This is a genomic window from Bifidobacterium bombi DSM 19703, assembly GCF_000737845.1.
GTDB lineage: Bacteria > Actinomycetota > Actinomycetes > Actinomycetales > Bifidobacteriaceae > Bifidobacterium > Bifidobacterium bombi.
This window is the reverse complement of sequence record NZ_ATLK01000001.1, coordinates 1,229,844-1,255,928: the sequence shown is the minus strand read 5'-3', so window position 1 is coordinate 1,255,928 and position 26,085 is coordinate 1,229,844. Positions and strand designations below refer to the sequence as shown.

Annotated in this window: 23 protein-coding genes; 14 read left to right on the top strand and 9 right to left on the bottom strand. The window is 56.1% G+C overall.

The window, feature by feature from the left end; all coding sequences use genetic code 11:
• Window positions 1–22 precede the first annotated feature (22 nt).
• Window positions 23–157, bottom strand: coding sequence for an excalibur calcium-binding domain-containing protein (locus BBOMB_RS08565; protein WP_238549888.1), 135 nt, complete (start codon window positions 155–157; stop codon window positions 23–25).
• Entirely contained in the window at window positions 141–947 is an 807-nt protein-coding gene (locus BBOMB_RS07625; protein WP_238549887.1) for an HNH endonuclease family protein, read from the bottom strand. Before BBOMB_RS07625 ends, BBOMB_RS08565 begins: the two co-directional genes overlap by 17 nt.
• Before the next feature lie 474 nt (window positions 948–1,421).
• Between BBOMB_RS07625 and BBOMB_RS04760 the strand changes: the two genes are divergently transcribed.
• The 3 genes from BBOMB_RS04760 (at window position 1,422) to BBOMB_RS08320 (ending at window position 4,795) form a co-directional block, all read left to right on the top strand.
• Complete coding sequence (locus BBOMB_RS04760) at window positions 1,422–2,168, top strand: potassium channel family protein (protein WP_044088054.1); 747 nt, start codon at window positions 1,422–1,424, stop codon at window positions 2,166–2,168.
• Between the two features lie 274 nt (window positions 2,169–2,442).
• Entirely contained in the window at window positions 2,443–3,210 is a 768-nt protein-coding gene (tmk, locus tag BBOMB_RS04755; protein ID WP_044088055.1) for a dTMP kinase, read from the top strand.
• 265 nt (window positions 3,211–3,475) lie between these two features.
• Entirely contained in the window at window positions 3,476–4,795 is a 1,320-nt protein-coding gene (locus BBOMB_RS08320) for a DNA polymerase III subunit delta' (protein WP_044088065.1), read from the top strand.
• A 383-nt stretch (window positions 4,796–5,178) separates the two neighbouring features.
• Here BBOMB_RS08320 and BBOMB_RS04745 read toward each other — a convergent pair whose 3' ends face one another.
• Both BBOMB_RS04745 and BBOMB_RS04740 read right to left on the bottom strand, forming a co-directional pair.
• The gene (locus tag BBOMB_RS04745) at window positions 5,179–6,306 is read right to left on the bottom strand and encodes a LacI family DNA-binding transcriptional regulator (protein ID WP_044088056.1); all 1,128 of its coding nucleotides are present in this window, start codon (window positions 6,304–6,306) and stop codon (window positions 5,179–5,181) included.
• Between the two features lie 159 nt (window positions 6,307–6,465).
• Window positions 6,466–6,735, bottom strand: coding sequence for an HPr family phosphocarrier protein (locus BBOMB_RS04740; RefSeq protein WP_044088057.1), 270 nt, complete (start codon window positions 6,733–6,735; stop codon window positions 6,466–6,468).
• Between the two features lie 295 nt (window positions 6,736–7,030).
• Here BBOMB_RS04740 and ptsP point away from each other — a divergent pair, with 295 nt between their 5' ends.
• From ptsP to BBOMB_RS04705, 7 genes are all read left to right on the top strand, one after another.
• Window positions 7,031–8,707 carry a phosphoenolpyruvate--protein phosphotransferase gene (gene ptsP / locus BBOMB_RS04735; protein ID WP_044088058.1) on the top strand — a complete coding sequence of 559 codons (1,677 nt, stop codon included), beginning with the start codon at window positions 7,031–7,033 and terminating at the stop codon, window positions 8,705–8,707.
• A 45-nt stretch (window positions 8,708–8,752) separates the two neighbouring features.
• The gene (locus tag BBOMB_RS04730; protein WP_044088059.1) at window positions 8,753–9,202 is read left to right on the top strand and encodes a PTS sugar transporter subunit IIA; all 450 of its coding nucleotides are present in this window, start codon (window positions 8,753–8,755) and stop codon (window positions 9,200–9,202) included.
• Window positions 9,203–9,335: 133 nt separating this feature from the next.
• Window positions 9,336–9,608 carry a PTS sugar transporter subunit IIB gene (locus BBOMB_RS04725; protein ID WP_044088060.1) on the top strand — a complete coding sequence of 91 codons (273 nt, stop codon included), beginning with the start codon at window positions 9,336–9,338 and terminating at the stop codon, window positions 9,606–9,608.
• A 143-nt stretch (window positions 9,609–9,751) separates the two neighbouring features.
• Window positions 9,752–11,281 carry a PTS ascorbate transporter subunit IIC gene (locus BBOMB_RS04720; protein ID WP_044088061.1) on the top strand — a complete coding sequence of 510 codons (1,530 nt, stop codon included), beginning with the start codon at window positions 9,752–9,754 and terminating at the stop codon, window positions 11,279–11,281.
• Between the two features lie 175 nt (window positions 11,282–11,456).
• Entirely contained in the window at window positions 11,457–12,026 is a 570-nt protein-coding gene (locus BBOMB_RS04715) for a YbhB/YbcL family Raf kinase inhibitor-like protein (RefSeq protein WP_044093280.1), read from the top strand.
• 99 nt (window positions 12,027–12,125) lie between these two features.
• Window positions 12,126–13,892: a C69 family dipeptidase gene (locus BBOMB_RS04710; RefSeq protein ID WP_414133075.1), complete on the top strand. Its 1,767-nt coding sequence runs from the start codon at window positions 12,126–12,128 to the stop codon at window positions 13,890–13,892.
• 166 nt (window positions 13,893–14,058) lie between these two features.
• A complete protein-coding gene (locus BBOMB_RS04705) occupies window positions 14,059–15,630 on the top strand; it encodes a formate--tetrahydrofolate ligase (RefSeq protein WP_044088016.1) in 1,572 nt (523 codons plus the stop codon).
• A gap of 80 nt (window positions 15,631–15,710) precedes the next feature.
• Here the strand turns inward: BBOMB_RS04705 and BBOMB_RS04700 are convergent, their stop codons facing one another.
• On the bottom strand, window positions 15,711–16,064 hold the full coding sequence (locus tag BBOMB_RS04700) for a phenylpyruvate tautomerase MIF-related protein (RefSeq protein WP_044088000.1): 354 nt from the start codon (window positions 16,062–16,064) through the stop codon (window positions 15,711–15,713).
• Between the two features lie 172 nt (window positions 16,065–16,236).
• Between BBOMB_RS04700 and BBOMB_RS04695 the strand changes: the two genes are divergently transcribed.
• From BBOMB_RS04695 to BBOMB_RS04685, 3 genes are all read left to right on the top strand, one after another.
• Window positions 16,237–16,818, top strand: a complete 582-nt coding sequence (locus BBOMB_RS04695) for a GtrA family protein (RefSeq protein ID WP_044088002.1) — start codon at window positions 16,237–16,239, stop codon at window positions 16,816–16,818.
• Between the two features lie 304 nt (window positions 16,819–17,122).
• Window positions 17,123–17,782: a histidine phosphatase family protein gene (locus tag BBOMB_RS04690; protein ID WP_044088004.1), complete on the top strand. Its 660-nt coding sequence runs from the start codon at window positions 17,123–17,125 to the stop codon at window positions 17,780–17,782.
• Between the two features lie 85 nt (window positions 17,783–17,867).
• On the top strand, window positions 17,868–18,899 hold the full coding sequence (locus BBOMB_RS04685) for a hypothetical protein (RefSeq protein WP_044088005.1): 1,032 nt from the start codon (window positions 17,868–17,870) through the stop codon (window positions 18,897–18,899).
• Window positions 18,900–18,990: 91 nt separating this feature from the next.
• Here BBOMB_RS04685 and BBOMB_RS04680 read toward each other — a convergent pair whose 3' ends face one another.
• The 4 genes from BBOMB_RS04680 to BBOMB_RS04660 form a co-directional block, all read right to left on the bottom strand.
• Complete coding sequence (locus BBOMB_RS04680; protein WP_044088006.1) at window positions 18,991–19,971, bottom strand: DUF805 domain-containing protein; 981 nt, start codon at window positions 19,969–19,971, stop codon at window positions 18,991–18,993.
• A gap of 501 nt (window positions 19,972–20,472) precedes the next feature.
• The gene (locus tag BBOMB_RS07620) at window positions 20,473–21,825 is read right to left on the bottom strand and encodes a DUF805 domain-containing protein (protein WP_052377487.1); all 1,353 of its coding nucleotides are present in this window, start codon (window positions 21,823–21,825) and stop codon (window positions 20,473–20,475) included.
• Window positions 21,826–22,014: 189 nt separating this feature from the next.
• Complete coding sequence (locus tag BBOMB_RS04665) at window positions 22,015–22,839, bottom strand: ABC transporter permease (RefSeq protein WP_414133052.1); 825 nt, start codon at window positions 22,837–22,839, stop codon at window positions 22,015–22,017.
• A gap of 82 nt (window positions 22,840–22,921) precedes the next feature.
• A complete protein-coding gene (locus BBOMB_RS04660; RefSeq protein ID WP_238549886.1) occupies window positions 22,922–24,013 on the bottom strand; it encodes an ABC transporter substrate-binding protein in 1,092 nt (363 codons plus the stop codon).
• A gap of 421 nt (window positions 24,014–24,434) precedes the next feature.
• Here BBOMB_RS04660 and gltX point away from each other — a divergent pair, with 421 nt between their 5' ends.
• Window positions 24,435–26,003 (top strand): glutamate--tRNA ligase, encoded by a 1,569-nt coding sequence (gene gltX / locus BBOMB_RS04655; protein ID WP_044088009.1) that lies wholly within the window; start codon window positions 24,435–24,437, stop codon window positions 26,001–26,003.
• The last annotated feature ends 82 nt before the right edge of the window (window positions 26,004–26,085 follow it).

Below are 26,085 nucleotides of genomic sequence, written 5' to 3'. Positions count from 1 at the left end.
ACTTTGTCAGTATGTGTCCGTTCTATTCGCAGGCCACGCCGTCATGGTCGCGGTCAAGGGCCGGTCGGTATCCAGGTTGACTTGAGTACAGAGGTGCTCTGCCGGCGGCTCTCACCGCGGCGCAGTTTTGATAGTACACATCATTGGTCGTCGGCATGGGTGCCGGTGCGGGCGCCGGTGCAGGTGCAGGTGCCGGAGTGGGGGATGGCTTCCGATTCAGGTGCCGGAGCCGGCACTGGGTCGGGCTGTGGGTTGGAGTCGCCGGCGGCATCGGTGTCTTGAGGAATCTGTTGTGTAGGGCACGATTGCAGTATACGGTCCATGGCTTGTTTTTCGGGATATGTCACCCACAGGCCGTATTTGTGCTTTACGCCGATTTGACGGGCCACGTAGTCGCAACGGTATTTTTTATTGTGTGGTAGCCAAGTGGCGGCGTCTCCGTCTTTCTTTTTCTGATTCGACGGTCCGTCCACAGCTAAAAGGTTATATGGATCGTTGGCGAATTCTTCGCGGCGTTCGGTGGGAAGCTGCTGCGCCCCGGTCTGCCAGGCGTTCGATAAAGCCACTACATGGTCGATCTGCACTTTGTTGGAGGTCATATGGCCCTGTTTGAAGATGATTGTCTTGCCGGTATACGGGTCGTCGAGTTTTCCGGAAATGACCTTACAATCATTGGTCCGAGGCTTGAATCGTTTATCGGTCAGATCCCTGTTCAGAATGTCGTTGCGCGTGTCACAGCCGTTTCTGTTTTCGTCTTTCCAGGCCTGCCCGAATTGGGACCGCCTGTAGCCTGTTTTTGGTGCTCTCCCTTTGACCGGCATCGATTGTAGGACGCTTTGCGCAGTAGCTGGTTCGTCCGCCTGCGCAGTAACGCAAATGGGTGATACGAGTAGCGTGGCGACCAAACATGCCATGAGCCCATACCATGTGAGCGTTGTATTCTTCATTTTTTCTCCTTCTTCGGCATTTCTGCCAAGTGAAGGATACTGTGAAACAGGGATTTTTCTGGCGTGGAAAAGTAGGGATTCATGGCGAATTCCGGCAGTGAAGGGCGTGCTTGCGCTGGTGGGGTTGTTTCATTGCGATGCTTTGTCGGGACGGTGCTGGAATTCTGTTCTTTGTTGGTTCAGCATCGTTTCTTATCGATGAGGGTACCGTTATGGTCCGTTGGTTTGTTGGCTCACATCGTGCATACCGCATCTTAAGTCATATTACACCGGATTTGACAAGGCTGAAGGTGCTTTTCATTGCGATCGCTGATATTGTCATTATGTCTGCCTCGTGTCATTTTCCCTTCAGGATGGTCCATGTCGGCTCTGCTTCTTCCGGGCTTCTTCCGACTTGAAGATGAGCTAGGCTGCTTTGCCGATTCGTGTATTTGTGGGGTATAGGTGTATCCGTGGGATGGTTAGAATTTCGATATGAATCTTAAGCAATGGGAAAAAATAACGGAATGGCCGTTGACGGTGCTGTCGGTGTTGTTCATCGGAGTATATGCTTGGCAGATTTTGGCTGAACCGACTGGCGTTTGGAATTGGTCTGCGGAATTCGTAATGAACGTGATGTGGGCGGTGTTCGCGCTTGATTATGTGGTTTCCATTGCTCTCGCTCCTCAGAAGTGGGAGTGGTTCAAGCATCATCTTTTCGATTTGGCGGTGGTGGTACTGCCGGTCATACGTCCTTTGCGGGTTCTGCGTATCATTTCAGCCTTAAACGCGTTGCATAAGACCAGCGGAATGGCGTTGCGGGGAAAGATCGTCATGTACGTGGCGAGTTCTCTGATTATTCTTCTGTTTGTCGGGTCTTTGGCGGTGCTTGATGCTGAACGATATGCTCCCGGGGCGAGTGTCAAAACGTTTGGCGATGCCTTGTGGTGGACGTTCGTCACCATTACCACCGTCGGATACGGCGATTACACACCAGTGACAGCCATGGGTAGGGTCATAGCCTATGCCCTCATGCTTGCTGGCATCGGCCTGATTGGTACGGTAACAGCTACACTGGCGTCGTGGATCGTTGATGAGGTCAATGACGATGAGGCGAAGGAGACCAAGATCACTCGTGAACAGGTTGAGCGTCTCAACACGCGGTTGGACATCATTGAGCGCAAACTTGATCGGATCAACGGCTCTCGAATTACTTCCGATGATGTGGCTAATCGGCGTTGATGCATGGCTGGTTGGTCGTTGCGGCCTGGACCGGCTCTAATTCCATATATCGGGTGCATTGTGAATGATGAATTCGTGTTTGGTTGAATTAAGCTCGCGGGGATTGACCGCAAGTGCATGGGCGTTCTGTGCATTGTCACCGAACGTACCATACCTTTCGCGTTTTTGTCGATTGATTTTGAATGCAGTGCGTAAGTCCGTCTCTACAGCAATCTGATGTGGTCGCCGTCGCACCGGCCGCCTCGCGGTTCGGGTTTGGCTGTAACCTTGAGGTATGAGCGGGTTGTTTATTTCGTTTGAGGGTGTGGATGGCGCCGGCAAGACCACGCAGGTTCAGCGTCTGCGGGATTACGCCGAAGCGCAGGGACGTGAAGTGGTTGTGACTCGTGAACCGGGTGGCACGGCGCTGGGATGCAGTCTGCGTGAACTGCTGCTCCAGGAGCGTGACACCGGTGATGTCGGTGACACCGCTGGTTGTGCCATCGGAGGCTGTGGCGGTGGCCGATCCGACTGCGGAGTCGCCGTCGGTGCTGGCGGCGGTGTTGCGCTAGGCAAAGGCGGTGTCGCGGATGGTGCCGAGGGGAGGAAAGTGGATACCGCTGATATTGCTCCGCGCACTGAGGCGCTGCTGTTTGCGGCTGACCGTGCCCAGCACGTGGCCGAGGTCATCGCTCCGGCGCTCGCACGCGGAGCCGTGGTCGTTTCGGACCGCTACATCGACTCTTCGCTCGCTTATCAGGCCGGTGGCAGGGAGCTTACTGTCAACGAGGTCCGTGAGCTCAACGTATGGGCCACGCGCGGTTTGCTGCCCGACCGCACATATTTACTTGATATGGACCCGGAGGCATCTCACTTGCGGTTCGCTCACAGGGAGGATCGAATTGAATCGGTGGGTCTGGAATTTCAACGGCGTACGCGAGAGGAGTTCATACAATTAGCTGGTGCTGATCCTGATCGTTTCCGCGTCATTGATGCTTCTCAGAGCGTTGAGAGAGTCTGGGATGACATAGTCCGGGATTTCAATGGTTTGCTTCGGAATTGAGCCTTTGGGGTTAAGAAGTCGACATAGGCTGGTCATTGGAGGCAATCTCCGTTTGCATTGATGACCAGACATCAGCTGAAACGCGCTCTGATTCGCTTCCAAGAGCAAATCTTGTTCGTCCCGCCGATTGTGCCGGCAACCCGTATGATGGTAGGAAGCTATGGAAGTCGGGGAATCTGTCAGCGTTTGCAACGGCATGATTCGGTTGCAGCTACTGAAGATAGCTTGCGAAAGACTTGCCATCACAAGGAACGGAGTGAATGCGATGAGCGTGTGGGACGCATTGGTAGGGCAGAAGCGCGTGTCGGCGCAACTTAAGGCCGTCGCCGAAGGAGACCCTAAGGCAATAGCGCAGTCATGGCTTATATGTGGCTCTCCGGGGGCAGGTCGTTCCAACGTGGCGCGGGCGTTCGCCGCTGCGCTGGAGAGTCCTGATCGTGGTGCAAGTGACGAGCCTACTCGCATTACGCAGGAGGTGCTTGCTGGCACTCATCCGGATGTGAAGGTGTTGAAAACCGACAGGGTCACCATCGGCATCGACGAGGTGCGTGATCTTATCGAAACGTCGGAGCAGACACCGAGCATATCGCCTTGGCGGATCATCATCATCGAGGACGTGGACCGCATGCTTGAGCGTACCACCAACGTTCTGTTGAAGGAAATCGAGGAACCCAGTGCGCACGCCATATGGCTTCTGTGCGCGCCCAGTGCCCAAGACGTTTTGCCGACGATCCGTTCGCGGACGAGGGTGGTGAACCTGGCGGTGCCGCGGACTTCTGATGTCGCCGATTACCTTGTATCAGCCTACGAAGTTGAGCCGGCTTTGGCTTCCAGAGCAGCCAGGCTTTCGCAGGGGCATATAGGTGTGGCCAAATTATATGCGGGTGTTTCCAATGATGTTCAAGCCGGTGATGGTGACGATGAAACCGATGGCGGCAGGTCGGGTCATGTGGTCGGTACACCGACAAAAAAGCGGAATCCAAGTGGAGTCACGACAGGGCGCAAGGTCAAAGGCAAGGGTAGAGGCAAAGCCGTGCTTGGGCGGGATCAAGATCCTTTGCGAGTGCTTCACGATCGCGACGACCTCGTGGTCGGTGTGCTTTCGCTTGGCCGTGCTTCGGATGCCGTGCTTTTGGCGGAGAGGCTGATCGACAGCGCAAAATCCCAGGCTCAAAGCGACATCGAACGTGATGTCGCCAGGCAGGAGCATGATTTTCGCCAGGCCAATGGTCTTGATGACGACGAACGTATCCCGCCGCAATTACGAAGTGCGTACAATTCCATAGGCAAGAAGGATGATGTCAAACGACGCGTGACTCGACGCAGCCGTGACGTGCTCGATCGTTCGATCAATACGATGGCCAGCATTTACCGCGATGTCTCCGTGATTCAAAACGATGCTGAGGATGCGGCCGGTTTGATCAATCTCGAGAACAGGGACGCCATAACCGATTTGGCTTCCCGCCTCACCCGGGAAGGGGCGGTGCAGCGTATGGATGCCATAGCCACGGCACGGCGGCGGCTGAACGGCAACGGCAACCAGCTTCTCGATTTCGAAGCGTTGCTGTGCGCGCTGATCGTCTGAGCGCCTCACGCTGTTTCATCGTCTGAGCGCCTCATCACCTCATCATCTGTTGCAAGGATGTGTGGTGTGTGGGTGTGCGCTCGCCCGGTTGACGGTTTTCCTTGATTCATTGGCGATCAGATAGCGGACGTATGGTGCATGTAGTGCGGTCGTGCGGCGGCATGTTTCCATTTGGTGGTGGGAAGGGTGAACATTCGGTCGAGACTGTCACGGGATGTGAAGCGGTTTCTGCCGGCACCGTTGGTTTCTGTCGATCTTTGCTGATCTCTGTTGGTTTCTGTCGATCTTTGCTGATCTCTGCTGGTTTCTGCCGGCCCGTCGGTTCTGCAGGTTCTACAAGCCTCTGTTGGTTCCTACTGGTTCCTACTGGTCCCTACTGATCCCTACTGATCCCTACTGGCGGGCTGCTCCATGTCACTGGCTCCGAAGCGCGGTGCATGCGTCGATGCGCGTTGCACGATGTGCGGTGGAAACATGGTGTGCGCCGGAAGCCAGTGAGGGCTCTTCTTCCTGCTTTCCAGAAGTCTGATTGTCTCCTCGGCCATATATTCGTACGCCGGCGAGACCGTTGTGAATTCGAGTTCTTCGTTGGTGAAGGGCCTGTTGTCGGTGATGCATATGATCTTTACATCTTCAGGCACGCTGAGGCCGAGCTGGCCGAGGGCCATCCGCGCGCCGATCGCCACATGTAGGCTTGTGCAGATCAGACCCTGTGGCCTCCTCCCGCTGCCGGACTGCGGTGAGAAGATGCCGAGCGTGTCCCTGTATCCACGCTCCACGGTATGTGGTCCAAAAGTCGACCATTCCGGTTCCGTGTACATGCTCGTGATCTCGCTTGTCGATTGGAACGTGGCGAACATGTTCGCTGTGAGCATATTATTTGGGAAATCTCCCAAAAACGCTATCGATGTGGCGTTGCGTGCCGTCAAATGATCGATTGCGAGCTGTATCGTACCGCTGTCGTCCATCCCCACCCAGTTGGCGTATAGAGTCGGCGCGTTACCTGAAATCTGAACTACGGAAAAATCGGGGTGCGATGCGGCGAAGTCGGCGATGCGATGCCCCTGGATGCCCTGGTCGTCCGGACCGTTTGTGCTTTCATCACCGCCTGTACGTGCGCCCTTCCCGCGAGCCACGGCAATCAGGCCGTCGATTCGACGAGAATACAGTGTTGCGAGTCTTTCCTCCCTGGTCTCGCGATTCATTCCGATGGCGAGTATCAGTTGTCTGTCCGCCGTGTTTGCCGCCTGCTCCAATGCATCGACCATCTGTGCGGTGAATGTGTCTTGAACGGTCTCGATAAGGAGCCCGTAACTTTTCGTGACGTCGCTGCGCAGCGCGCTGGCGGCGTAATTCGCCTCATAGTTCAGGCTCTGTGCCGCTTTCCTTACACGGCGCGATATGTCGTCGTTCTTGGTTCGCTTTCCGGAAAGCACCCTGGAGACGGTGGCCGTGGACACATCGGCCAGTGCGGCCACTTCTATTATCGAGACGTTGTTTTCGCCGTTCATATACGTTCTGGGAATTGTATCGTCGTTCGTGTGGATAGTGCGGCATGCACGGTCTGTCGGTTCCGTTCGTGCATGCCGGGAATGAAACCTTCGCTGGTAAGGAGCGTTCCGCTCCGGAATCTTCCTGAAACGATATATCGAGTTAGCCTGTGGCGGGGCTTACTCGCTTTGGGTCAGCGTCTCGATGAGTTCGTCAGCGACGGTCTCAGCATTCTCGCCATCCACGGTGATTTCTACGGTATCGCCCTGCTTGATGCCAAGACCCATTACGGAAAGAATGCTCGAGGCGTTCACTCCCGGCGTTCCTGGCTGTTTGGAGATGGTCACGGTGCACCCGGATGCGGTGGCCGCCTGCGTGAACTGCGATGCGGGGCGGGCGTGGATGCCTGCTGGGTCGGTTATGGCTGTGGTGCGTGTTGCTGTTGACATCGGTATTCCTTAATACTTGTAGTTGATCGACGAGGCCGTTGTGGTACCCATCCGTCGGATGAATGCGGCCTTATCCGATTCGTATTGTAGCATACAGGGCACTGAACGTGAAAAAATGAGAAAACGTTTACCGTAGTTGCGGTGCCGACTTTGATGTGTATAATGGGCGTGGATGGAAATGATTTCTCAATAGACCCGTATGTTCGTTACGCGGTGACGGGCTTGCCTGATTATCGGCATGCCGCTTCGCGTTCGGCTATCGGCTGTTCGGCATATGGGTCGGGAAAGAGTGGTTATGATAATTACAGGCGTAGGCATAGGCAGAAATGTTGCGGTTGGCCCAGTGATCCGCATGGCACAGCCGCTGGATGAACCAGACGATAAGCCCCGTGCCGCATCAATCAGTGCGGAGAGCGAGCGGGCACGAGTGGAAGCGTCGATGAAGTCGGTTCGTGATGATCTCAATCGCCGTTCGCAAGAGGCGCAACAGGGTGACGAAGGTGCCCAACAAGCCGCTCCGATTCTTGAGGCATTGGCTCAGATGGCAGCTGATCCGGCTCTCACCGATGCCATCAGACAAGGTATTGAATCAGGTAAGAGTGCCGAACGCGCCACTTTCGATGGCTTCGCCACGTTTGAACAGACGCTTACTGCATTGGGCGGTTACATGGCCGAGCGCGCAGCGGATCTGCACGACGTCGGTCAGCGTGTGATCGCCGACCTGATGGGAGTGCAGGCCCCTGGTCTGCCCATCAGCGATACCCCGTTCGTGCTCGTGGCGGACGATCTTTCGCCGGCGGATACCGCCGGACTTGATTTGGAGCATACCCTGGCCATCGTCACCAGCCAGGGAGGTCCTACCAGCCACACCGCCATCCTGGCGAGGGCGCGTGGTGTGGTGGCCGTCGTCTCCGCGGCTAAGGCCACGGAACTCAAAGACGGCGAAACGGTGATCGTCAACGCCGCAAAAGGCACGGTTACCGCCGATCCGAGTGAGGAAGAGATTCAAGAGGCGCATTCCGCGCGTGCCCAGGCCGACAAGGCCAAAGAGCTTCGTGGCAAGCCCGGTGCATTGAAGGACGGGACCTTGCTGCCGCTTCTGGCGAACGTCGGAAAACCCGAGGATGCCGATCCGGCGCTGGAGTATGGTGCCGAGGGTGTCGGTCTGTTCCGTTCCGAATTCCTCTTCCTGGGCAATGAACAGGCACCTGGCGTCAAAGAGCAGACCGAGGCGTACGCCAAGCTGCTTTCGCGTTTCCCGGGTAAGAAGGTCGTCATTCGCATGCTTGACGCGGGAGCCGACAAACCATTGCCGTTCCTCACACCTGAGGACGAGCCGAATCCGGCTCTCGGCTTGCGCGGCCTGCGCACGCTCAAGGAGCACATGCAGGTCATGACCGACCAGCTCGAGGCGCTGGCTGCCGCGGATGCTCAGACGGATGCCGACCTATGGGTCATGATGCCCATGGTTGCGGATGAGCATGAAGCGGAGTATTTCGTCAAGCTTGGTAAATCGATGGGTCTGAAGAAGGTCGGTGTGATGGCGGAGGTGCCGTCAATTGCCTTTATGGCCGACAAGGTGGCCAAGGTTGCTGATTTCGTGTCCATAGGAACCAACGATTTGACGCAGTACACCCTCGCAGCCGACCGTACGCTTGGTTCCGTGGCGAACTACCAGACCGCTTGGCATCCGGCCGTGCTGCGTGCCATCAAGATGATCGCCGATGCCGGCAATGCCAACGGGATGCCCGTCGGCGTGTGCGGCGAAGCGGCCGCCGATCCCGATCTCGCTGTGGTTTTGGCTGGGATCGGCGTCAATTCGCTTTCCATGACACCTGTGGCTTTGGATGATGTCCGTGCTGAACTGGCGAAGTTCACGATGGAAGAGGCCAAGGAGAAGGCTGCGAAGGCTTTGAACGGGGACTTCTACAACCCAACCAAGTGGAATTTCGAGGAAAGCGTCGAACACTGATTCGTTCCGGTCAAAACGGCATGGATTTAAAGAAAGGAGCCTTCAATGGCTACTGATATCAATGGGTTTTTGCCTGACTCCGCCTTTCAGCTGGATGTGGCTGCACAGGATTGGAAGGACGCCATCCGCTTGGCTGGGCAAGGGTTGGTGAACGCGGGGTTCACCACGGATGCCTATACGGACGAGATGATAGAGACCGTCGAAAAGATGGGTCCCTACATCGTCATTGCGCCGGGCCTTGCATTGGCGCATTCCCGTCCCTCCGACGCGGTGCTGGAAACCGGTCTGAGCTGGGTCAGGCTCAGCACGCCGGTGAAGTTCGGTAACGAGGCGAACGATCCGGTATCCTTGGTCATCGGCCTTGCGGGACGTGACGAAAACGAGCACGTTTCGGTGATGTCGGCGATAGCAGGTTCGCTGTCCGATGCGGAGAAGACGCGTAAGCTCGCCGCTGCGAAGAGCCCGGAAGAGATTCGGGCGATTCTCAACAGCTGAGCAGACACCCACTGTGTCGGACGTCGTGATGTCAGGCTCTGAGAGGAATCGTGTTGAATAACACGGTTGTGGTTGCAGTAAACGGTTGCATGGTGCCGGAGGTGCCTTGTAGCCACGATGAAAGGAAATCAACATGAATATTCTGTGTGTGTGCGGCAACGGCATTGGTACGTCCGTTCTGCTTAAAGTAAATGTGGAGCAGGTGTCCGCCGATCTGGGCATGGATGTCACCGTCACCACTTCCGATGCCGGAAGCGCTAAGGGCACCGCCAACATGAACGATCTGGTGCTCACCTCGCCTCAGCTTGCCCCTGAGCTGGAAGGTGTCACCACTCCTGTCGAAACCGTCCAGAATTTCATGGACAAGGATGAGATCAAAGGCATCCTTGAGCGCTACAACGACTGATTGCGCGAAGCACGGAACGGTCTGAAAACCATTTTGGCCGAATATGCAATGTTCCACTCAATGTAGGGAAGGTTGCTGGACGGCTGGGGAGTCGGCTTTGGTCGCCGGCTCCCAAAATCCAACAAGAAGAATAGAGAAAAAACATGAACGTTGTATTAGACGTCCTGAATTTCATCAGTAAGGAAATTCTGAATGTGCCAGCGTATCTGATCGGCATCGTGGCTGCGATCGGTCTGATTGCGCTCAAGCGCAGTGCCGGCCAGGTCATCTCCGGCGCTTTGAAGGCAGCCATGGGCTACCTCATCCTTGGAGCGGGTGCGAATGTGGTCACTGCCGCCCTCGCCCCCTTCGGCACGCTGGTGCTCAAGTCCACGGGCGCGCAAGGCGTAGTGCCGACCAACGAGGTCATCACGGCGCAGGCATCCACCCAGTTCGGTGCAGCATCCGCTTACATCATCGTACTGAGCTTCATCATCATGCTACTGCTCGCACGGTTTACCCCATTGAAGTACGTGTTCCTGACCGGCCACCATATGGTGTTCATGTCCACGCTCCTCGCGCTGGTGCTTTCCATTGGTCTCGGCAGAAGCAATCAGCTGCTCGTCATCCTTATTGGAGCATTGCTGATGGCTGTGATCATGGTTGCCATGCCCTCCTTCACCCAGCCGTTCATGAATCGCGTGACCGGTGACGACAAGCTTTCCATGGGTCATTTCAACTCCCTTGGCTACTTGGTCTCCGGCGCCGTCGGCTCCGCAGTCGGCAAGAAGTCCAAGTCCACTGAGGACATCGACTTCCCGAAGGGTTTGAGCTTCCTGCGTGATTCCATGGTCTCTACCACGCTGCTTATGGTCATCCTTTACCTTGTCTTCGCCATTTGGGCTGCAATTGTGCTGCCGGCGAACGTCGCTTTCAAGATCTTCCCGTCGCACCCTGGTGACTACGGCGCCTTCTTCATGGCGGCCTTTGCCCAGGCTTTGCAGTTCGGCATTGGCGTGAGCATCATCCTCTACGGCGTTCGCATCATCCTGGGCGAGCTTGTCCCCGCATTCCAGGGCATCGCCAGCAAGGTCGTTCCCGGTGCCAAGCCCGCGCTTGATGTACCGATCGTCTTCCCCTACGGCGCCAACGCTTCGCTCATCGGCTTCCTTGGCTCCTTCGCCGGCGGTCTTGTGGCATTGCTCATCATCGCCGTCTGGCTCGGGCCCGTCTGGGGCTTGGCGCTCATCCTGCCCGGCATGGTGCCTCACTTCTTCGATGGTGGCGGTGCCGGTGTGTTCGGCAACGCCACGGGTGGTCGTATTGGTGCGATCGTTGGTTCCTTCATCAACGGTCTGCTCATCACATTCCTTCCCGCATGCCTCATGAAGGTCATGGGCAGCTTCGGCCTGTCCAACTCCACCTTCGGCGACAGCGATTTCGACTGGTATGGCATCGTCACCGGCAACCTCGCCCACTTGGGCCCGGTGACCGGTTCCATCTGCCTGGTGGTCTTCGCGCTTGTCTTCCTTGCCGCCGCTTGGCTGTGGCAGGTCAAGGTGGTCAACAAGGGTTGGCTGCCTGGAAAGGACCATGCTGCTTTCATCGAGAGCGTCAAGGAACAGGAGAAGGCTGAGAAAGCCGCCGCCCGCGAAGCCAAGAAGGCGGAGAAGGCTGGTACCGCCACAGCCTGATGTTCCAGCTTGGCAAGGTTCTTTGGTTTCTTATAACAATGAATCATGTCAGGCTGACCTGCTGGATGCAAGGTCAGCCTGACTTCTGTAACATTTCCCGACCCGCCTGCCTGGGTCGGGTTTTTTTATTGTTACTGTCGGGTGGATCGTCACCGTTACGAGCGGTACCGGAGGTATGAGGATTTCAGCGGATTTTAAGATCATACCGAACGCGTATACGGGTGCGGCCGCTCCAGAAGACAAGGTCGACGGCGTGCCTGTGGTGTCGTTCCCGTTTTACATTGATTCGGTGGGGGAGCAGTCGCATTGGTTGCACTGGCAGCTCACCGACCCCGACTCGATACCCGTGTGCGGTTTCGAGTGGATTCACTGGTGTGTGGCGAACATGCCGGTCGAGGCGCTGATGTTTGATTTCAACGATTCGCATGCCCTTGCCATTCCTCCGGATTTCTCGCGCCAGCTGCCTTCCATGATTCCCGAGGCGCTGCAGGGCCGCACGTCGGCGGCGAGCAAGTACGTTGGTTCCACCGATCCTTCCGTCACGATGCGGTATAATGGGCCGACCCCTCCTGATAAGCCGCATGGCTACGAATTGAGCGTCTGGGCTACGGCCAGTCCGTTGCCTGGATTGGCCCAGGGGTTTTGGCTCAATGATCTGCGGCACGCCATAGTCAACTACGGCGAATCGGAAGGCTCGGTTCTCGAATCGGCCGGAATCACATTGATGGCTGAGCCTGCGCGCTAAAAACGCGGGCCGACTGCGGTTTGCCCTCCTGGCAAGGGGCTTGGACGGTCGGTCGTCCCCCTGTGCGCCGGTACGTCCGGTTTGCGCGATTCGGGTGGGATGTGCCGCCAGCATGATTTCGTGGGCGCACGATACAACAAGAAAGCACAGCAAAGGAATTCAAACATGGGATGCACCACCATTTTGGTCGGGAAAGACGCGAGTTACGATGGCTCCACCATCATTGCGCGCAACGAGGATTCGGCGAATGGGGAGTTCAACCCCAAGCGTTTCGTCGTGGTCAAGCCGGAGAACCAGCCGCGTCGGTACCGCAGCGTGCTGAGCCACGTCGAATTCGATTTGCCTGATGATCCGTTGCAGTACACTGCTCTGCCGAACGCCGATCTGTCCGATGGCATATGGGGCGAGGCAGGGGTAAACGAGGCCAACGTGGCCATGAGCGCCACCGAAACGCTTACCACCAACGAGCGCGTGCTTGGTGCCGACCCGTTCGTGGAGCTCAAGCCCGCCCATGGCAAGGAAGGCGATCGGGACTATGAGGGCGAGGTGCCCGGTGGCATCGGTGAGGAGGATTTCCTCACCATCGTTCTGCCGTACATCAGGACCGCCCGTGAAGGCGTCGAACGTCTTGGCTCCCTGCTTGAGCGATATGGCACCTATGAAATGAACGGTGTGGCTTTTTCGGATTCATCCGAAATCTGGTGGCTTGAGACTGTCGGTGGTCATCACTGGATCGCCAAGAAGGTTCCGGACGAGGCATACGTCACCATGCCTAATCAGCTGGGCATCGATGAGTTCGATTTGAACGATGCCTATGGGGAGCGGGAGGAGCACATGTGCTCCTCCGATTTGGCGCGGTTCATCAAAGACAACCACCTTGACCTGTCTGTGGAGTCAAGCAGCCCGTTCAACCCCCGTGACGCATTTGGATCGCATTCCGACTCCGACCATGTCTACAACACCCCTCGCGCCTGGTATATGCAGCGTTTCCTCAATCCGTACGACGAGGTTTGGGATGGCTCCGAGGCCGATCATCGCCCTGAGTCGAACGACATCCCTTGGGCACGCCAGCCGGAGCGGAAAATCACCATTGAGGACGTGAAATATGTGCTCAGTTCTCATTACCAGGGAACTCCATTCGATCCTTACGGGCATCAAGGGGACGAACATACCCGCCACATGTACCGCACCATCGGGATCAACAGGCAGAGTCAGCTCGCGGTGATTCAGATGAGGCCTTACCGGCCCCAGGCGTGCCGTGCCATCGAATGGATAGCCTACGGATCCAATCCGTTCAATACGCTCATGCCCTTCTTCCCGAATGTGGATACGACTCCTGAATACTTGGAGGCGACCACCACTCGTGTCACTACCGAGAACTATTACTGGGCCAATCGTGTCATCGCGGCTTTGTGCGACGCGGCGTTCGCTGAAACCGCAAACGCCGTGGAACGTTATCAGGAGAAGACCGGCGCGATGGGACACTCCTTCGTATCCGCGGCTGATGAACGGGTGGCAGGATTGCTCGCGGGTTCGGCACGGTCGCATGACGGCACTGATACCTTGACTCCGAATTCCGATGGGTCACAATCAGAGTCCCAGGATGTGCCCGCAGATCGGCATGGTGCGAAATCGCTGCTCAAAGCCATGTTCAGTGGAGACACCAAGGAAAAACCTGATGTGGATCCGATGGAGCCTGATGACATCATCGAAGCCACCCGTACCCCCCAAGTGCGTGAGGCCCTGGCGGAGGTCAACCAGGCGACGGCCCATGCGCTGAAAAAGGAAACGGACGATCTTCTTGATTCGGTGCTTTATACGGCGAGCATGAAAATGTCGAACGGATTCAACCGTTCCGATAACTGAGGTCGAATGCCGTTCCGACCCGGTGTCATCGTTGCCGGGTCGGAACATGTGGCCGGCAATGGCTGTGTATCATGCGGTTTCATGCTGAGACATATTCGCAGGTGACTTACTCATGCAATACAATGAATCGTATACCGTCAAACCAAATGAAGGACGAACAACAAGCATGGCACTGATCGATGAATTCACCACGCAGTATGGTCTGGTCAAGAAGATGGACGCATTCGGCTATCTTGAGCGGCTTCGCAAGGATCCAGGCCAGCCTCGCAAGCAGGGCAGAGTCATACTCGTCACGGCTGATACGCCGTTGAAGGCATCGCGCGGCGAAGGCAAGACCACCACGACCATCGCACTCATCGACGCCCTGCGTGCCCGTGGCGTGGATGCGGCTGCCGTTCTGAGGCAGCCGAGCATGGGCATTACCGCCGCCGGCTCCAAGGGCGGTGCTTCGGGGGGTGGAAAGGCGTCACTGACGCATCCGGAGCTGGTCGATTGGGGTTTGACCGGTGAGATGAGCGCCATCGAGGCCGCCCAGAACCTGCTTGCGTCATTCGCGGAGAAAGCGGTAGACGATGGAATCATCGACACGGTTCTGGTGCCTCGCGTTTGTGAGGTGCCCTCACGGTCGGCGCGTCAGATAGCCGTCGATCGCGGCAAGGGTGATGTTCCTGAGCGCATGGTGCTGACCCCGGCATCCGAAATGATGCAGATTGTGGTGCTTTCAAGATCCATGGATGAACTTGGCCGGCGAGTGGCCGCCATGGTGGCCGGTACGAAAGACGGCAAGCCGGTCAGATTCGGAGAGTTCATCGAGCTTTGGCGCATCACCGGTATTCTCCATGACGCCGTCAAACCGGTGCTCACGGAAACGGTGAACGGATCACCGGTATATGTGCATGGAGGCCCGTTCGCCAATGTCTCCCTTGGCATTCCCACCCTCGTTTCGGTTGACATGGCTTGCGCGTTGCATGATGTTGTGGTTGTGGAAGCCGGGTACGGAGCCGATGCCGGGGCGCAGAAGTGGCTCGACATAGCCTGTCGGGAGTATGGGGCTCAATGGCCGGCGGCCGCCGTGGTCGTAACGCGAGCCTCGACCTGGCGTGACGACCCCGAACTGCAGTGGCGTTATCCGTTCCATGTAAACCGGTTGGAAAGCATAGGCATCCCGACCTTCCCGCTCATCAATCTGTGGGAAGGTGAGGACGGTCAGGTTGATTCGTTGAGGCAGACCGCCCGTTCGCTTGGTTTCCGCACTCCGATCGTAGGCAACCTCTTCCGTGACGGTGGCTTGGCGTTGAGTGGGCAACTGGACGATTTCGTATCCGTGCTGGGCATCGGCCCCACTGGCGAAGTCCAGCACGCGGAAAGTTCCGCCCCCTCGGCGGTGGCAACGGCCCGGATGGCAGACAAGACGAGTCATAGGGGCGTGGATGTATTGGATGAGGCCAGGTGGCTTGCCTCCAGCGCATATGGTGTGTCCGAAAACCATGTATTGCTCAAGCCCGGATTTGAGGAGTCCTTGGAAGATGCCCGCAGGCTTTGCCTTCAGGCCGAAGTGAATATCGACGATTTGGCGTTCCTCGCGGTCAAGTCCCCCGCCACCATGACCGATGACGACCGTGTTGCGCAGGGGGAGCGCACCGTGACCCTCAAGAAGGTCGACCCTCATTTCGGTGCTGGCCTTCTGCATGTCAGCCTTACCACGAGTCTGACCACGCCGATGCCGAAAATCGTATGAAACACGCGAGTCGCCCTGACCTTCAAAGGGAAGGCTTGGACGACTCGCCGCGGTATGGCCGCCGTGCTTGGTTCAACTGCTCAGAGCAGGTCCCCGTTCCAGCCCCATTCCTCGGTGGCTGAGAAGCGGACATAGATTCGATCCGCGGGGATGGCGAGGGTGGTGCCAAGTGCCGTTGTGATTTGCCTGGCCAGTTTCTCCCATACGGGTTCGTCCCTTCTGCTCTCCTTGCCTTTGATGTTGACTTCCACGAATGCGGCCGGTTGAGTGTCGCTACCGGCGAAGTAGATAGGTGTGTTGTCGATGAATGGGCACATCAGCCAGTCCTCTGTCTTGCCGGGAACGGCTGTTATGGCCTTGCCGTACGCTGTCTTCAGCGCTTCGCGCTGGATGCGCGTGGTGGGTACGGAAACCTGGGTGCGAATGACGGGCATATTGACTCCTTGGATCGGTGGGTGCGCCTGCTGTCCATGATGCCGGTGCGCATCCTCGAATCGGTTTATTACTGTTATGCTAGCACTTTGGTTTGCTTATCGCCCGGTAGCAATCGCACTGTAGGGTGCGGCTGGCTTTTACTGACCATGAGGAGGAGTTAAATGGGTAATCATGAAAAAACTGTTTGAACAAATCGTCAAGTTTGGTCTTGTGGGTGTCGTCGCTTTTGTCATCGACGTCGGTGTGATGAACCTCCTGCTGCTTGCACATGTCAATAACCTATTGGCCAGCACTGCTTCATTCCTGATTTCCTTGGTGTTCAACTATTGGGCAAGTATGAAGTATGTTTTCATACATCGGTCCGACATGGCCAGGTGGATGGAGGCGCTTATTTTCCTGGTATCGTCGGTAATCGGTCTGGGAATCAATGAGCTCATCATCTGGATGAGCACCCTGGGCATGGCGGCGGATGCGGCTTCGATGCAGCATGGTGCCTATGCGCTGCGCACCAACGTTGGGAAACTGGTAGCCACGGTGGTTGTGGCCATTTGGAATTTCATCATCCGCAAGTGGCTGCTTGATGCCACCAACATCAGAACGGTTGGAGCCCAGATGGATGCAGGGAAAGTGGATGGTGACGAAGCCGCTGCCACACCAGCGCTTTCCAAGGCTCAGACGTCTGCTGAGGAGGACACATTTTCCCACCGTCTGGGGTTGTGGTCATTGCAACATACACCTCAAGGCTGGAAGTGAGCGAAGAGACGGACATCCCGGTTACGGTTGGCGATTCATTGCCGCAGGATTCGGGTTGAATCCTGCGCATGACGTTTGCGGGATTGCTCTGACTACTGGTGTGTCCTAAGCGCGCGCCGTACCGCCGCGGTGCTTCACATTGTACAGCTGACACGGGTGTGCTCACGGTCCGTATGGCCCCTAGGGTTTGGAGGCGAGGGCTCGTAAGTGTGTCCACTGGGTATAGTGATAGGTGTCGGAGGCTGGGATGGTGATTGCCGTAGGGTACGCCGGTCTCCATGAATGCCATGAATGAAAGGTTCGTATGCCAACCACCACGCTGCATTTTGTACGACATGGAAAGGTCGACAACCCAAAGCACTTGCTGTATGAGAGACTTCCTGGTTTCCACCTTTCCGCGCAAGGCCTGCGCATGGCGCGTACCACGGCGGAATTCATCGCTACGGACAAGGCAATGAATCAAGCCGTGGCTTTGTATTCTTCGCCATTGGAACGCACCTGTGAAACCGCGCAAGCTATCTTGACCGATCTGAACGCCGTAAGGTTAAATCGTCACGAGGATCCGTTGAAATTGCAGACTGACAGGCGGCTCATCGAGGCGGGCAATGCTTTTCGAGGTACGCGTATAGGTTATGGTGCCGCTGCATTATGGAAGCCGCGTAATCTCAAGCTCGTCCGTAATCTGTGGCGTCCGAGTTGGGGGGAAAGCTACCGAAACATCGCCGATCGTGTTGCGGACTTCGCTCAGGAAAAAGTACACGAACACCCAGGCGAACACATCATTGTGGTCAGTCATGAGTCTCCAATTTGGAGTTATCGGCACATGCTGGAGACGGGGCACCCAGAGCACAACATGCTGTTGCGTCACACGGCTTTGGCTTCCGTCACTTCGATCACCTATGACAGTCAAACCGGTGAAGTGATAGGCATCCGGTACGCGGATCCAGCGAGGAAAGTGCTGTAGCGTTCGCGGTGAATGATTGGCTAGTCTCCATGCGGTAGAATAGACGAATCAAAGTTGACGCCTGCGTGAAGGGTGGGGATGAGTTATGACGTTTCATATCGAAGCTGGCGATTTAGCAAAGGTGGACATGCTTCCGCAGGTGCGCGAGGCTTGCGAAATCGGAGCGCGGTTGGTGGCTTTGTGGCCGTTGAAAGAGGCGTTGCAGCTTGCGAATGACGTACGGTATTGCGAAACGCTTCAAGTACGAGTGATCCGATCGGTGGCTCAGCTTCTGATTCAGAACGAGGTGCCAGTTGCCGATGCTGAGTTTGTCTATGATGGTGCCCTGAGCATCCCGGGCCGTCCACAAGAAGAGGTGGACACCCTGCTGAATGTCGTTGAAGGCTGGGAACAGATGTCGAACTATTCTGAAACCGGTGAGACGACACAGATAATGGCAGGTGCTGGCGATTTGAAGGTGGATTGGGACGAAGCCACCGTCACGAGGTTCTCTGAGGCCCTCGAGACCATCGAAGCTACAATCGTCACCGCTCGTGACCAAGCCTGTGGCAAGGGCGCGGCGGAGGAGGGCGTGGAATCGATGTCGCAGCGTTTTTCTCTTCTGGTGGTTGCGTGTGCCGGGTTGCTTGACATTTTGACCGCAACGGATGCAGTTCCCGGTGAAAGAATATCTGTGGCTAGCTTGTCCCGAGACACGACGACTGGTACTGCAACGGTCGACGGGCAAAGTGTGGCGTTGGGGTACGAAGGTTTTCCAAATCCCTCATTGATGCGTCGTTGCGCTCCACTGCCTCTGTATATCAATGAGTTGTGTGAGCGCATTTCTATGCCGCGTTTGGTGGTGCAGCCTGCCGATCTGATTAGTCTATTGTCGGTTCGTACCAATGAATCCGGTGCCGCCTTGAACACTGGCATTGATAATGTAGAGGCGGTCGCTGATATTCTGGCGCCGTTAGGCGCCCGCGAATGGAGTCGGCATTACGACGAACTTCTCTTCGACCCAGATGCGGCCAAGCAGGAGGCTAAGGAGAAGGAAGAGAAGGCCAAGAAGGCTAGGTTGGCAGCTAAATTCGCCGATATCCCCGAAGATCCGAATAAAAAACCGGTCGAACTATAATGGCATGGGACCAACGGCATTCGCCGTTGGTCCCATGCCATACTGCTGGTTGTGCCGAGTTACCTACAGCTGAATCATGTTTGGTTCGCAATCAGGAGATCTGAATTCCTACGTTACCGTTTTGCGAAGCATCACCCGTGGTGTTGTCATTGTGCATCGGGTTGCCTTGTGGTACGGGTTGTTGTACGAAAGAAGGCTGGTGCTGTCCATTGGCTGCCTGTTGTTGGGATTGTCCCCACTGTCCAGTCTGTTGAGTGGATGTTGGTGGTTGTCCGTAAGAGCTTCCGGGTTGCTGGTTTGGAAGTGGGATATATGGTTCGTTGCTTTGCTGTGCAAACGCCTGAGGTCGGTTGTTGTAGGCTTCGCTGGGCTGAGGAACCGCAGTTGGCTGCATGGGCTGGGCTTGTGGCTGGTATGGCATGGGCTGGGCCGTCGGATACTGCTCTCCGAAGGGCCGTGATTGGCGTGATTGGTAAGCGCCGCCCGTCGCCGGCATCTGCGCAGGATGGCCGTATGAGTTCATGGCGAAGTTCGGGTCATCGAAGAGTGCGCCCTCCGGTTTTTCACGCTGGATCATCAGTACGATATTGATGATTAAGCCCACTAGCATGATTATCAGGCCGATTCCAATGACTATGACCCCCGGAATGGGATCGTCCATAGCGGCACCGTTGACTGAGATTATAACTCCTATGAATTCAGGAATAAACGCGACAAACCACCAGCCTCCGGACTTTCCCGTGTCGTGCAGGCGTCGCACGGAAAGGGCTATGCTCGGCACTATACAGAAAAGTCCCCATACATTGTTGACCGACAACACAATGGTCTTGGGTGTACCCGTGTCTCCCGTGACCTCTATCAGGGAGAAGAGCACCATGTCGATTATGCCCAGAAACAGTACGACGAACCAGTATTCACTACGCGAGGCACGTCCTTTGAATACGGCGTATTTCGTGAAAAAACGTTTGACGGCTTCCGTGAATGAGCAACCATAGTAGGGCGCCTGTAGCGGCACCTCAGTATCGGTCATAGGACTTGGCGTTGGTGAGCTTGGCATGGTGTAGTTGTCCATATTGCCTTCCGATCCGTGTCATTGGTGATGTCATATTTCCATGTTGCTCAGCCCAGTGACGGTGTTCTTCATACAGCATTAATAATATATTAAGTCTCCTTAGGCAACCGTTGCATTTTCCATAATAGGGGCGTATTGCTTTGCATGCGTCATTCATTTGACACGCCCTCGCCGCTGTCGGAACCCACATTCTGGCAGTTGTCGGATCCGGGTCATGGTCTCGGCTCTGGAATTCGTCTTGTTCGATTTCGCATGTGATGATGCCGGTCATTCGAGCCGATTGGTGCGAATGCGAGGAGAGCCTTCCATCCCTGATGACCATGCGTGCCGCAGGGAGATGCTAAATCAGCATGATGATTGTAATGGACCCATTGATGGTGCCTATCATCAGCTGTTGTACCAGTCGATGCTGCTCTTCATACAGGCGGACTGTCCTTCCTGATCCACTCGTCGGGGAATGGGGATGAGTGGATCAGGCTTTTGGCTCCGAATGCTTCAGGATCACCGCTCTTCTTGGCTTTCGTCCTTGCCATGGTTGGCATGACCGTCACCGGTGCCGCCTTGTTGTGCGGTTCCGGTGTTCATCGAAGGGAATGTTTCCTGGTGAATCGGCTGTGGCGGCGCAAGCGGCTGCTGGTGATCATCGTTCTTCCGCTCATACGGGTTTTTCTCAGGAACCTGCTGGGTGAAGTGTGGTTGCTGGTACTGCTGGTATGAGTCATGATCGGAAGTCATGCTTGGTGCCGGCTGCTGGCCGGCCTGATTACCTGACAGGCCAAATGACTGTGGCTTTTGGCTGGCGTTTGCCGTTGATTGCCCTGGTGCTTGGAATTGTGTGGGAACCTGCGGTGTGGGCGATGGAGACATAGCGGGATTGAAGGGGCGGGCACCTGCCTGATATGGAGGATTTTGAGCCTGAGTCTGTGTTGGGTCTTGGTACGGCTGTTGATTCGTTGGTTGAGGCTGAACCCATTGCGCCCTTTCTTCGGAGGAGAGCGATGGCTGGGAGTAAAAATCTTGAGGTGTTCGTTCCTGTGCGGGTACATACGGCTGCACAGGCTGTTGCGCGAACTGCTGGGATGGATTGGGCTGTGGGGTCGGCTGCATCGGAGAAGGTGCTTGTGATTGGCTTTGTCCTTGGGGTGGGAAAGGTGAATATTGCCCGGGGGCGTATGACCCGTTGAACGGCTGTTGGTTGAACCCTTCCGCTGCGCTTGGTCCGTACCCGACGGTTCCCGTGTTCATGACGAATCTCGGGTCGTCGAATCTCACTCCTCTGGGATCCTCCGGAGCCACCATAAGTACGATGAAGAGGATAGATCCGGCAAGGACGACAAGAAGTCCTAAAACGATAAGGAAGATTCCCATTCCGGCTGGTTTCAGGTCAGGTGTCGAGACATCATCCATCATGTCCAGGTCAAAATGTGATGCCATGGAGAACAACGCGCTGCCAATGCCGGAAATAACGAGTATGAGTCCGACGATCATGGAGCCGAAGCATGCAAAAAGCCATGTGCCCGATTTATTCGTATCATGCAGGCGTCGTACCGCGATGGCGATGTATGGAATCAGAATGGCCAGCTCCCACAACACGTCCAGAAATATGATGAAGGATTTGGCTTCTCTGGGGAGGCTCCATTTTGCAATGTTCAACACGGTACCCACTATGGCGTTGAATAGCACGAAAAACCAGAATTCGCTACGCGAGGCACGGCCTTTGAATGTGGCGTACTTCAGAAAGAAGCGTCTGATGGCTTCTACGAAGGGGCAGCCGTAATACGGCAGTTCCAAAGGGAATTCCATGTCGGAGGAAGGATCTGGTGAGGGTGTGACAGGCATGTTGTAATTGGTCATGTTACCTTCCGATCGCGTGCGGCGTCTTCATCGCATGTACTTTCCTAGTCGTCATCATGCGTAGACGGATTTCTTATAACGATGACATTATATTACATGCCGCTTATATCGTTACGGTCAGTGTGAGTCTCTACTCACGCCACGGTTTTCCGAAACTCCGGATAGGACGTCTTCGTCGATTGTCACCTTTCAGTTCTCGCTTTCATCGAGGTTTCTTGCATCATCTTCGCCGCCAGGCCCAAGCAGAAGTCGTTCCGCCAGAGCCACCAGGCCGAGCAGCATCCCCGTCATTGCTACGATGACGAGGGTGGCGGAGAAGATCATGGGTGTTTGAAATGAGTTGAACGCGTTCTGCAGCCACACGCCCAGACCGTTGGTGGCGCCGAGATATTCAGCGGTAACAGCGGTCCCTACAACGTAGGCCGCGCTGATGCGGATGCCACTGAAAACCTGACGTGCGGCCACCCTCAGTTTCACGTGGAACAGTGTCCAAACGCGCCCCGCACCGCAAGTCAGGGCAACCGCTTCGTAGAAATCCGGAACCGCCGACAGTCCCCGCGATGTCTCCACTGCGATTGAAAAGACGCTGAAGACCGTAACCAACACGATCTTGCCGGTCATGTTGAAGCCGAACCAGATCATGAACAATGGGGCGATGGTGATGATGGGTATGGTCTGAGCCGCCACCAGCAGCGGGTAAATGCTGCGATGCATGGCCTTCGAAGCGTATAGTCCGATGCCGAGCGCTACGCCTACGACGATGGAGATGAGGAAACCGGTCACCGTCTCGAGGGCGGTGACCGCAGTCGCACTGGCCAAATCTCGCCAAGTCTGACCCAGAGATAGAGCGATGTCGGCCGGGGAAGCAAGAGTCTCGCCATTCGCCCAGCCAAAGCCGACCGCTGCCTGCCAAATGGCCACCACCGCCACTACGGTGAATGCCGGAGGCAAGACGGCCTTTAGCCAACCGTGCCGAGGTTGATGCATTTTCATGGTCTCGTTTTCATATGTCATATCTGTTTCCCGATGGTGGTCGACATTCCTCAAAGCAGACGGAAAGCCACGCATGTGGTGGAATCGTTCGTGGGTGTCAGATTCACCGCCTCTTTACGAATTCGTTTGTGGAGAGTTCCTCCGCCTGCGGCGCCTTGCTCAGGCGCTTATGGTGTTTGTCGCTATAAGTGCCGGCAGCTTGCTGAAAGTCTAGGTAATCCTGACCTTGCTTGACGTTGATGGTCCCAGGGATGGTTTTCTTACCGCTTTCAGGCGTGGTCCAGAAGTCGTTTTTGATGACCGTCTTCATCGATGCCTTGGCCAGTTTGGGGTCAAGATGGGATGTAGGAGTCTCCTCCACCAGAATGTCACTGGCTTTGTCGGGGTGCGACAGCGCATAATCGTAGCCTTTGCGAGCAGCAGCGACGAATTTGGCGATGTTGTCCCTGTTGTTTTCGTTTTTCAGCCACGACCGTTTTACGGCAAAGCCTAGTTGATCGGGATTGCCTGGAACCCCCCACTGATCCGCGGTGAAACAGTTCAAGGCTGGGCCGTTGAGTTTACTCTCCACTTCCTCCCAGTTGGCGTAGAAACCGGCAAAATCGCCTTTTCCTGAAGTGAGCGTGCGGAAGGTGTTCGTGCCTGCGGTGGCGGTCTTGAACTCCCCGTTTCCGCCTGCGTGCTTGATCATCTGACGTACTGAGGCGCTTTGTTCAGCCGATCCGAATGAAACGAAAGTCTTGTTTTGGAAATCTTTCGGCGTCTTGATGTCGGTTCGGCTGGCGAGGGAGCACCAGCGAGCAATGGGCTTCTGGGTAAGGTCGAACACAAGCTGGAGGTCGGCCCCTTGTGCGTCGGCGTTCGCCAGGTCGGTGAGTTTGGAGAAGCCGATGTTCGCCACCCCGTTGTTTACGCTCGTCTCGGCGCCGGCCTGTGCCGTCGGTAGGATCTTCACGTTGATGCCGGCTTCTTTGAAATAGTCGAGTTTTTGCGCGACATATAGTCCGATGTGATTGGTGTTCGGCGTCCAATCGAGCATGAACGTAAGTGTAGGTAGACCGTTGTTGCTGTTGCTTTCAGCGCGGTTCGTACCGCATCCGGCAATCGTGGCGCTCAATGTCAGCGCTACGAACGCCGCAATGCATTTGCCGATGTTGGAACGGATTCCGTAGAAACATGATTTTGCGTGACTCACCGTTTTCACCTTGCTTTCTCACTAGCCAGATACGGTGGAGGCGGAAAGGTGAGGAGTCCGCGCGTCGTACCTTGGTGCGTGCCTTTCGCATGAGGTCAGTCGTCAAGCGCGGTCGAAAGTCGGTTCCGCGTTGGGTGTCCGTCAGACGGCACGTTTCGTCAGTATTCGTGCGCAGCTGCTGCCACCAACCGCGCGAACACCGCAAGTATACATTCCTGGGTATACTCTGACGGCTGTGGCACGGGATCTTGCCGGTGTACGCCTGTTGCACGCTTTCGCTCTTGGATGTGCCAGGAGCCACGGCGTCGGTCTGTCTGTTTCGCCCGTTTCTCGTTCGGTGGGTAGTCAAAAGAGTGGCATGCTTCGAGATGTCCCATGCGGCTCTGACTCGCACGTCCCGTTTACGCGGCACAATAGAAATATGACTGAAACCACTGCTGAAACAAGCGCTGAAGAAACCATAAAGACCGGCAAACCTGAATTGCCCAAGGACGTACGAGTCCGTTTTTGTCCTTCCCCGACGGGCACCCCGCACGTAGGTATGGTTCGCACCGCCCTGTTCAACTGGGCCGAGGCGCGCCACGCACATGGTACATTTGTTTTCCGCATTGAGGACACCGATAACGTGCGTGATTCCGAGGAAAGCTATGACCAGATCCTTGATGCCCTCGATTGGCTGCACCTTGACTGGGATGAAGGCGTCAACGTCGGAGGGCCCGACGGTCCCTATAAGCAGTCCGAGCGTGGAGACATTTATCGTGATGTGGCGAAAAAACTTATGGATGCCGGTTATGCCTACGAGTCGTTCTCCACTCCGGAAGAGGTGCAGGCTCGAAATTTGGCCGCAGGACGGCCTAAGGAGTTTGGCTACGATGGCTTTGATCGGAATCTCAGCGAAGAACAGAAAGCGACGTTCCGTGCTCAGGGACGTAAGCCGGCTTTGCGCGTGAAGATGCCGGACGAAGACATCGCTTTTGACGATCTCATCCGTGGCCATATCGAGTTCAAGGCAGGAAGCGTGCCGGATTACGTCATTGTCCGACCCAATGGTGACCCGCTGTATACGCTTACCAATCCGGTGGATGACGCCCTTATGCGAATCAACGTCGTGTTGCGAGGTGAGGATTTGCTGAGTTCCACGCCGCGCCAAGTGGTGCTCTACCGCTACCTCGTCAAACTCGGTATCGCCCAGGGGATGCCACAATTCGGCCATTTGCCCTATGTTATGGGTAAAGGTAATAAGAAACTCTCCAAGAGGGATCCGGAATCGAACCTCTTCCTGCATCGAGAGAACGGTTTCATTCCTGAAGGCTTGCTCAACTATCTCGCGTTGCTTGGCTGGTCGATTGCTCCGGACCACGATGTGTTCACCATGGACGAGATGGTGGAGAAATTCGATGTGCGTGATGTGAAGGCCAATCCGGCGCATTTCGACATCGACAAAGCTGTCGCCATCAACGCCGAGCATATCCGCATGCTCGACCCACAGGACTTCATCAACCGCTCGGTGCCGTATCTGCAACGCGATGGCGTGGTTTCAGCTGATTCCTGGGAGTCGTTGGATGACGACGAAAGACGCATACTCACGGCCGCCGCGCCTCTTGTGCAGTCGCGCGTACGTCTTCTCGGTGAAGTCTCCGGCATGGTCGGCAGTCTGCTGAGCAAGGCCGACTACATCGAGCCGGAGGATGACGCCAAGAAGCAACTCAAGGATTCCGCTGCGGATGTTCTTGCTAAAGCCATTGAGGTACTTGAAGGCGTGGATGAAGCCGCGGGGGATTGGGAGGCCGAATCCTTGCATGGTTTGCTGGACAAGGCGTTGGTGGAGGATGGAGGTTATAAGCCGCGTCTGGCCTATGGTCCGGTGCGCGTGGCGCTTTCCGGACGCCGCGTCTCCCCGCCGCTCTTCGAATCCATGCAGATCGTGGGCAAGGAAATCACGCTCGCTCGCCTGAAGGGGCTTGCTGGGCACCTTTTCGAACTCAAGTAGCTTCGACACGCCGCCTTGCGTACGTGATGCCGCTTCCATATACTAGTTATTTGTTGTCTTGAACGAGGCAGCAGATAACTGA

What these genes read in the sequence shown, in the direction of transcription:
- BBOMB_RS04680 (WP_044088006.1), bottom strand. Translation starts at nt 19,971, where the DNA reads ATGGACAACTACACCATGCCAAGCTCACCAACGCCAAGTCCTATGACC.
- BBOMB_RS04730 (WP_044088059.1), top strand. Translation starts at nt 8,753, where the DNA reads ATGGCTACTGATATCAATGGGTTTTTGCCTGACTCCGCCTTTCAGCTG.
- BBOMB_RS07620 (WP_052377487.1), bottom strand. Translation starts at nt 21,825, where the DNA reads ATGACCAATTACAACATGCCTGTCACACCCTCACCAGATCCTTCCTCC.
- BBOMB_RS04715 (WP_044093280.1), top strand. Translation starts at nt 11,457, where the DNA reads ATGAGGATTTCAGCGGATTTTAAGATCATACCGAACGCGTATACGGGT.
- BBOMB_RS07625 (WP_238549887.1), bottom strand. Translation starts at nt 947, where the DNA reads ATGAAGAATACAACGCTCACATGGTATGGGCTCATGGCATGTTTGGTC.
- tmk (WP_044088055.1), top strand. Translation starts at nt 2,443, where the DNA reads ATGAGCGGGTTGTTTATTTCGTTTGAGGGTGTGGATGGCGCCGGCAAG.
- gltX (WP_044088009.1), top strand. Translation starts at nt 24,435, where the DNA reads ATGACTGAAACCACTGCTGAAACAAGCGCTGAAGAAACCATAAAGACC.
- BBOMB_RS04665 (WP_414133052.1), bottom strand. Translation starts at nt 22,839, where the DNA reads ATGACATATGAAAACGAGACCATGAAAATGCATCAACCTCGGCACGGT.
- BBOMB_RS04685 (WP_044088005.1), top strand. Translation starts at nt 17,868, where the DNA reads ATGACGTTTCATATCGAAGCTGGCGATTTAGCAAAGGTGGACATGCTT.
- BBOMB_RS04710 (WP_414133075.1), top strand. Translation starts at nt 12,126, where the DNA reads ATGTGCCGCCAGCATGATTTCGTGGGCGCACGATACAACAAGAAAGCA.
- BBOMB_RS08320 (WP_044088065.1), top strand. Translation starts at nt 3,476, where the DNA reads ATGAGCGTGTGGGACGCATTGGTAGGGCAGAAGCGCGTGTCGGCGCAA.
- BBOMB_RS04745 (WP_044088056.1), bottom strand. Translation starts at nt 6,306, where the DNA reads ATGAACGGCGAAAACAACGTCTCGATAATAGAAGTGGCCGCACTGGCC.
- BBOMB_RS04695 (WP_044088002.1), top strand. Translation starts at nt 16,237, where the DNA reads ATGAAAAAACTGTTTGAACAAATCGTCAAGTTTGGTCTTGTGGGTGTC.
- BBOMB_RS04740 (WP_044088057.1), bottom strand. Translation starts at nt 6,735, where the DNA reads ATGTCAACAGCAACACGCACCACAGCCATAACCGACCCAGCAGGCATC.
- BBOMB_RS04725 (WP_044088060.1), top strand. Translation starts at nt 9,336, where the DNA reads ATGAATATTCTGTGTGTGTGCGGCAACGGCATTGGTACGTCCGTTCTG.
- BBOMB_RS04700 (WP_044088000.1), bottom strand. Translation starts at nt 16,064, where the DNA reads ATGCCCGTCATTCGCACCCAGGTTTCCGTACCCACCACGCGCATCCAG.
- BBOMB_RS04690 (WP_044088004.1), top strand. Translation starts at nt 17,123, where the DNA reads ATGCCAACCACCACGCTGCATTTTGTACGACATGGAAAGGTCGACAAC.
- ptsP (WP_044088058.1), top strand. Translation starts at nt 7,031, where the DNA reads ATGATAATTACAGGCGTAGGCATAGGCAGAAATGTTGCGGTTGGCCCA.
- BBOMB_RS08565 (WP_238549888.1), bottom strand. Translation starts at nt 157, where the DNA reads ATGCCGACGACCAATGATGTGTACTATCAAAACTGCGCCGCGGTGAGA.
- BBOMB_RS04705 (WP_044088016.1), top strand. Translation starts at nt 14,059, where the DNA reads ATGGCACTGATCGATGAATTCACCACGCAGTATGGTCTGGTCAAGAAG.
- BBOMB_RS04720 (WP_044088061.1), top strand. Translation starts at nt 9,752, where the DNA reads ATGAACGTTGTATTAGACGTCCTGAATTTCATCAGTAAGGAAATTCTG.
- BBOMB_RS04760 (WP_044088054.1), top strand. Translation starts at nt 1,422, where the DNA reads ATGAATCTTAAGCAATGGGAAAAAATAACGGAATGGCCGTTGACGGTG.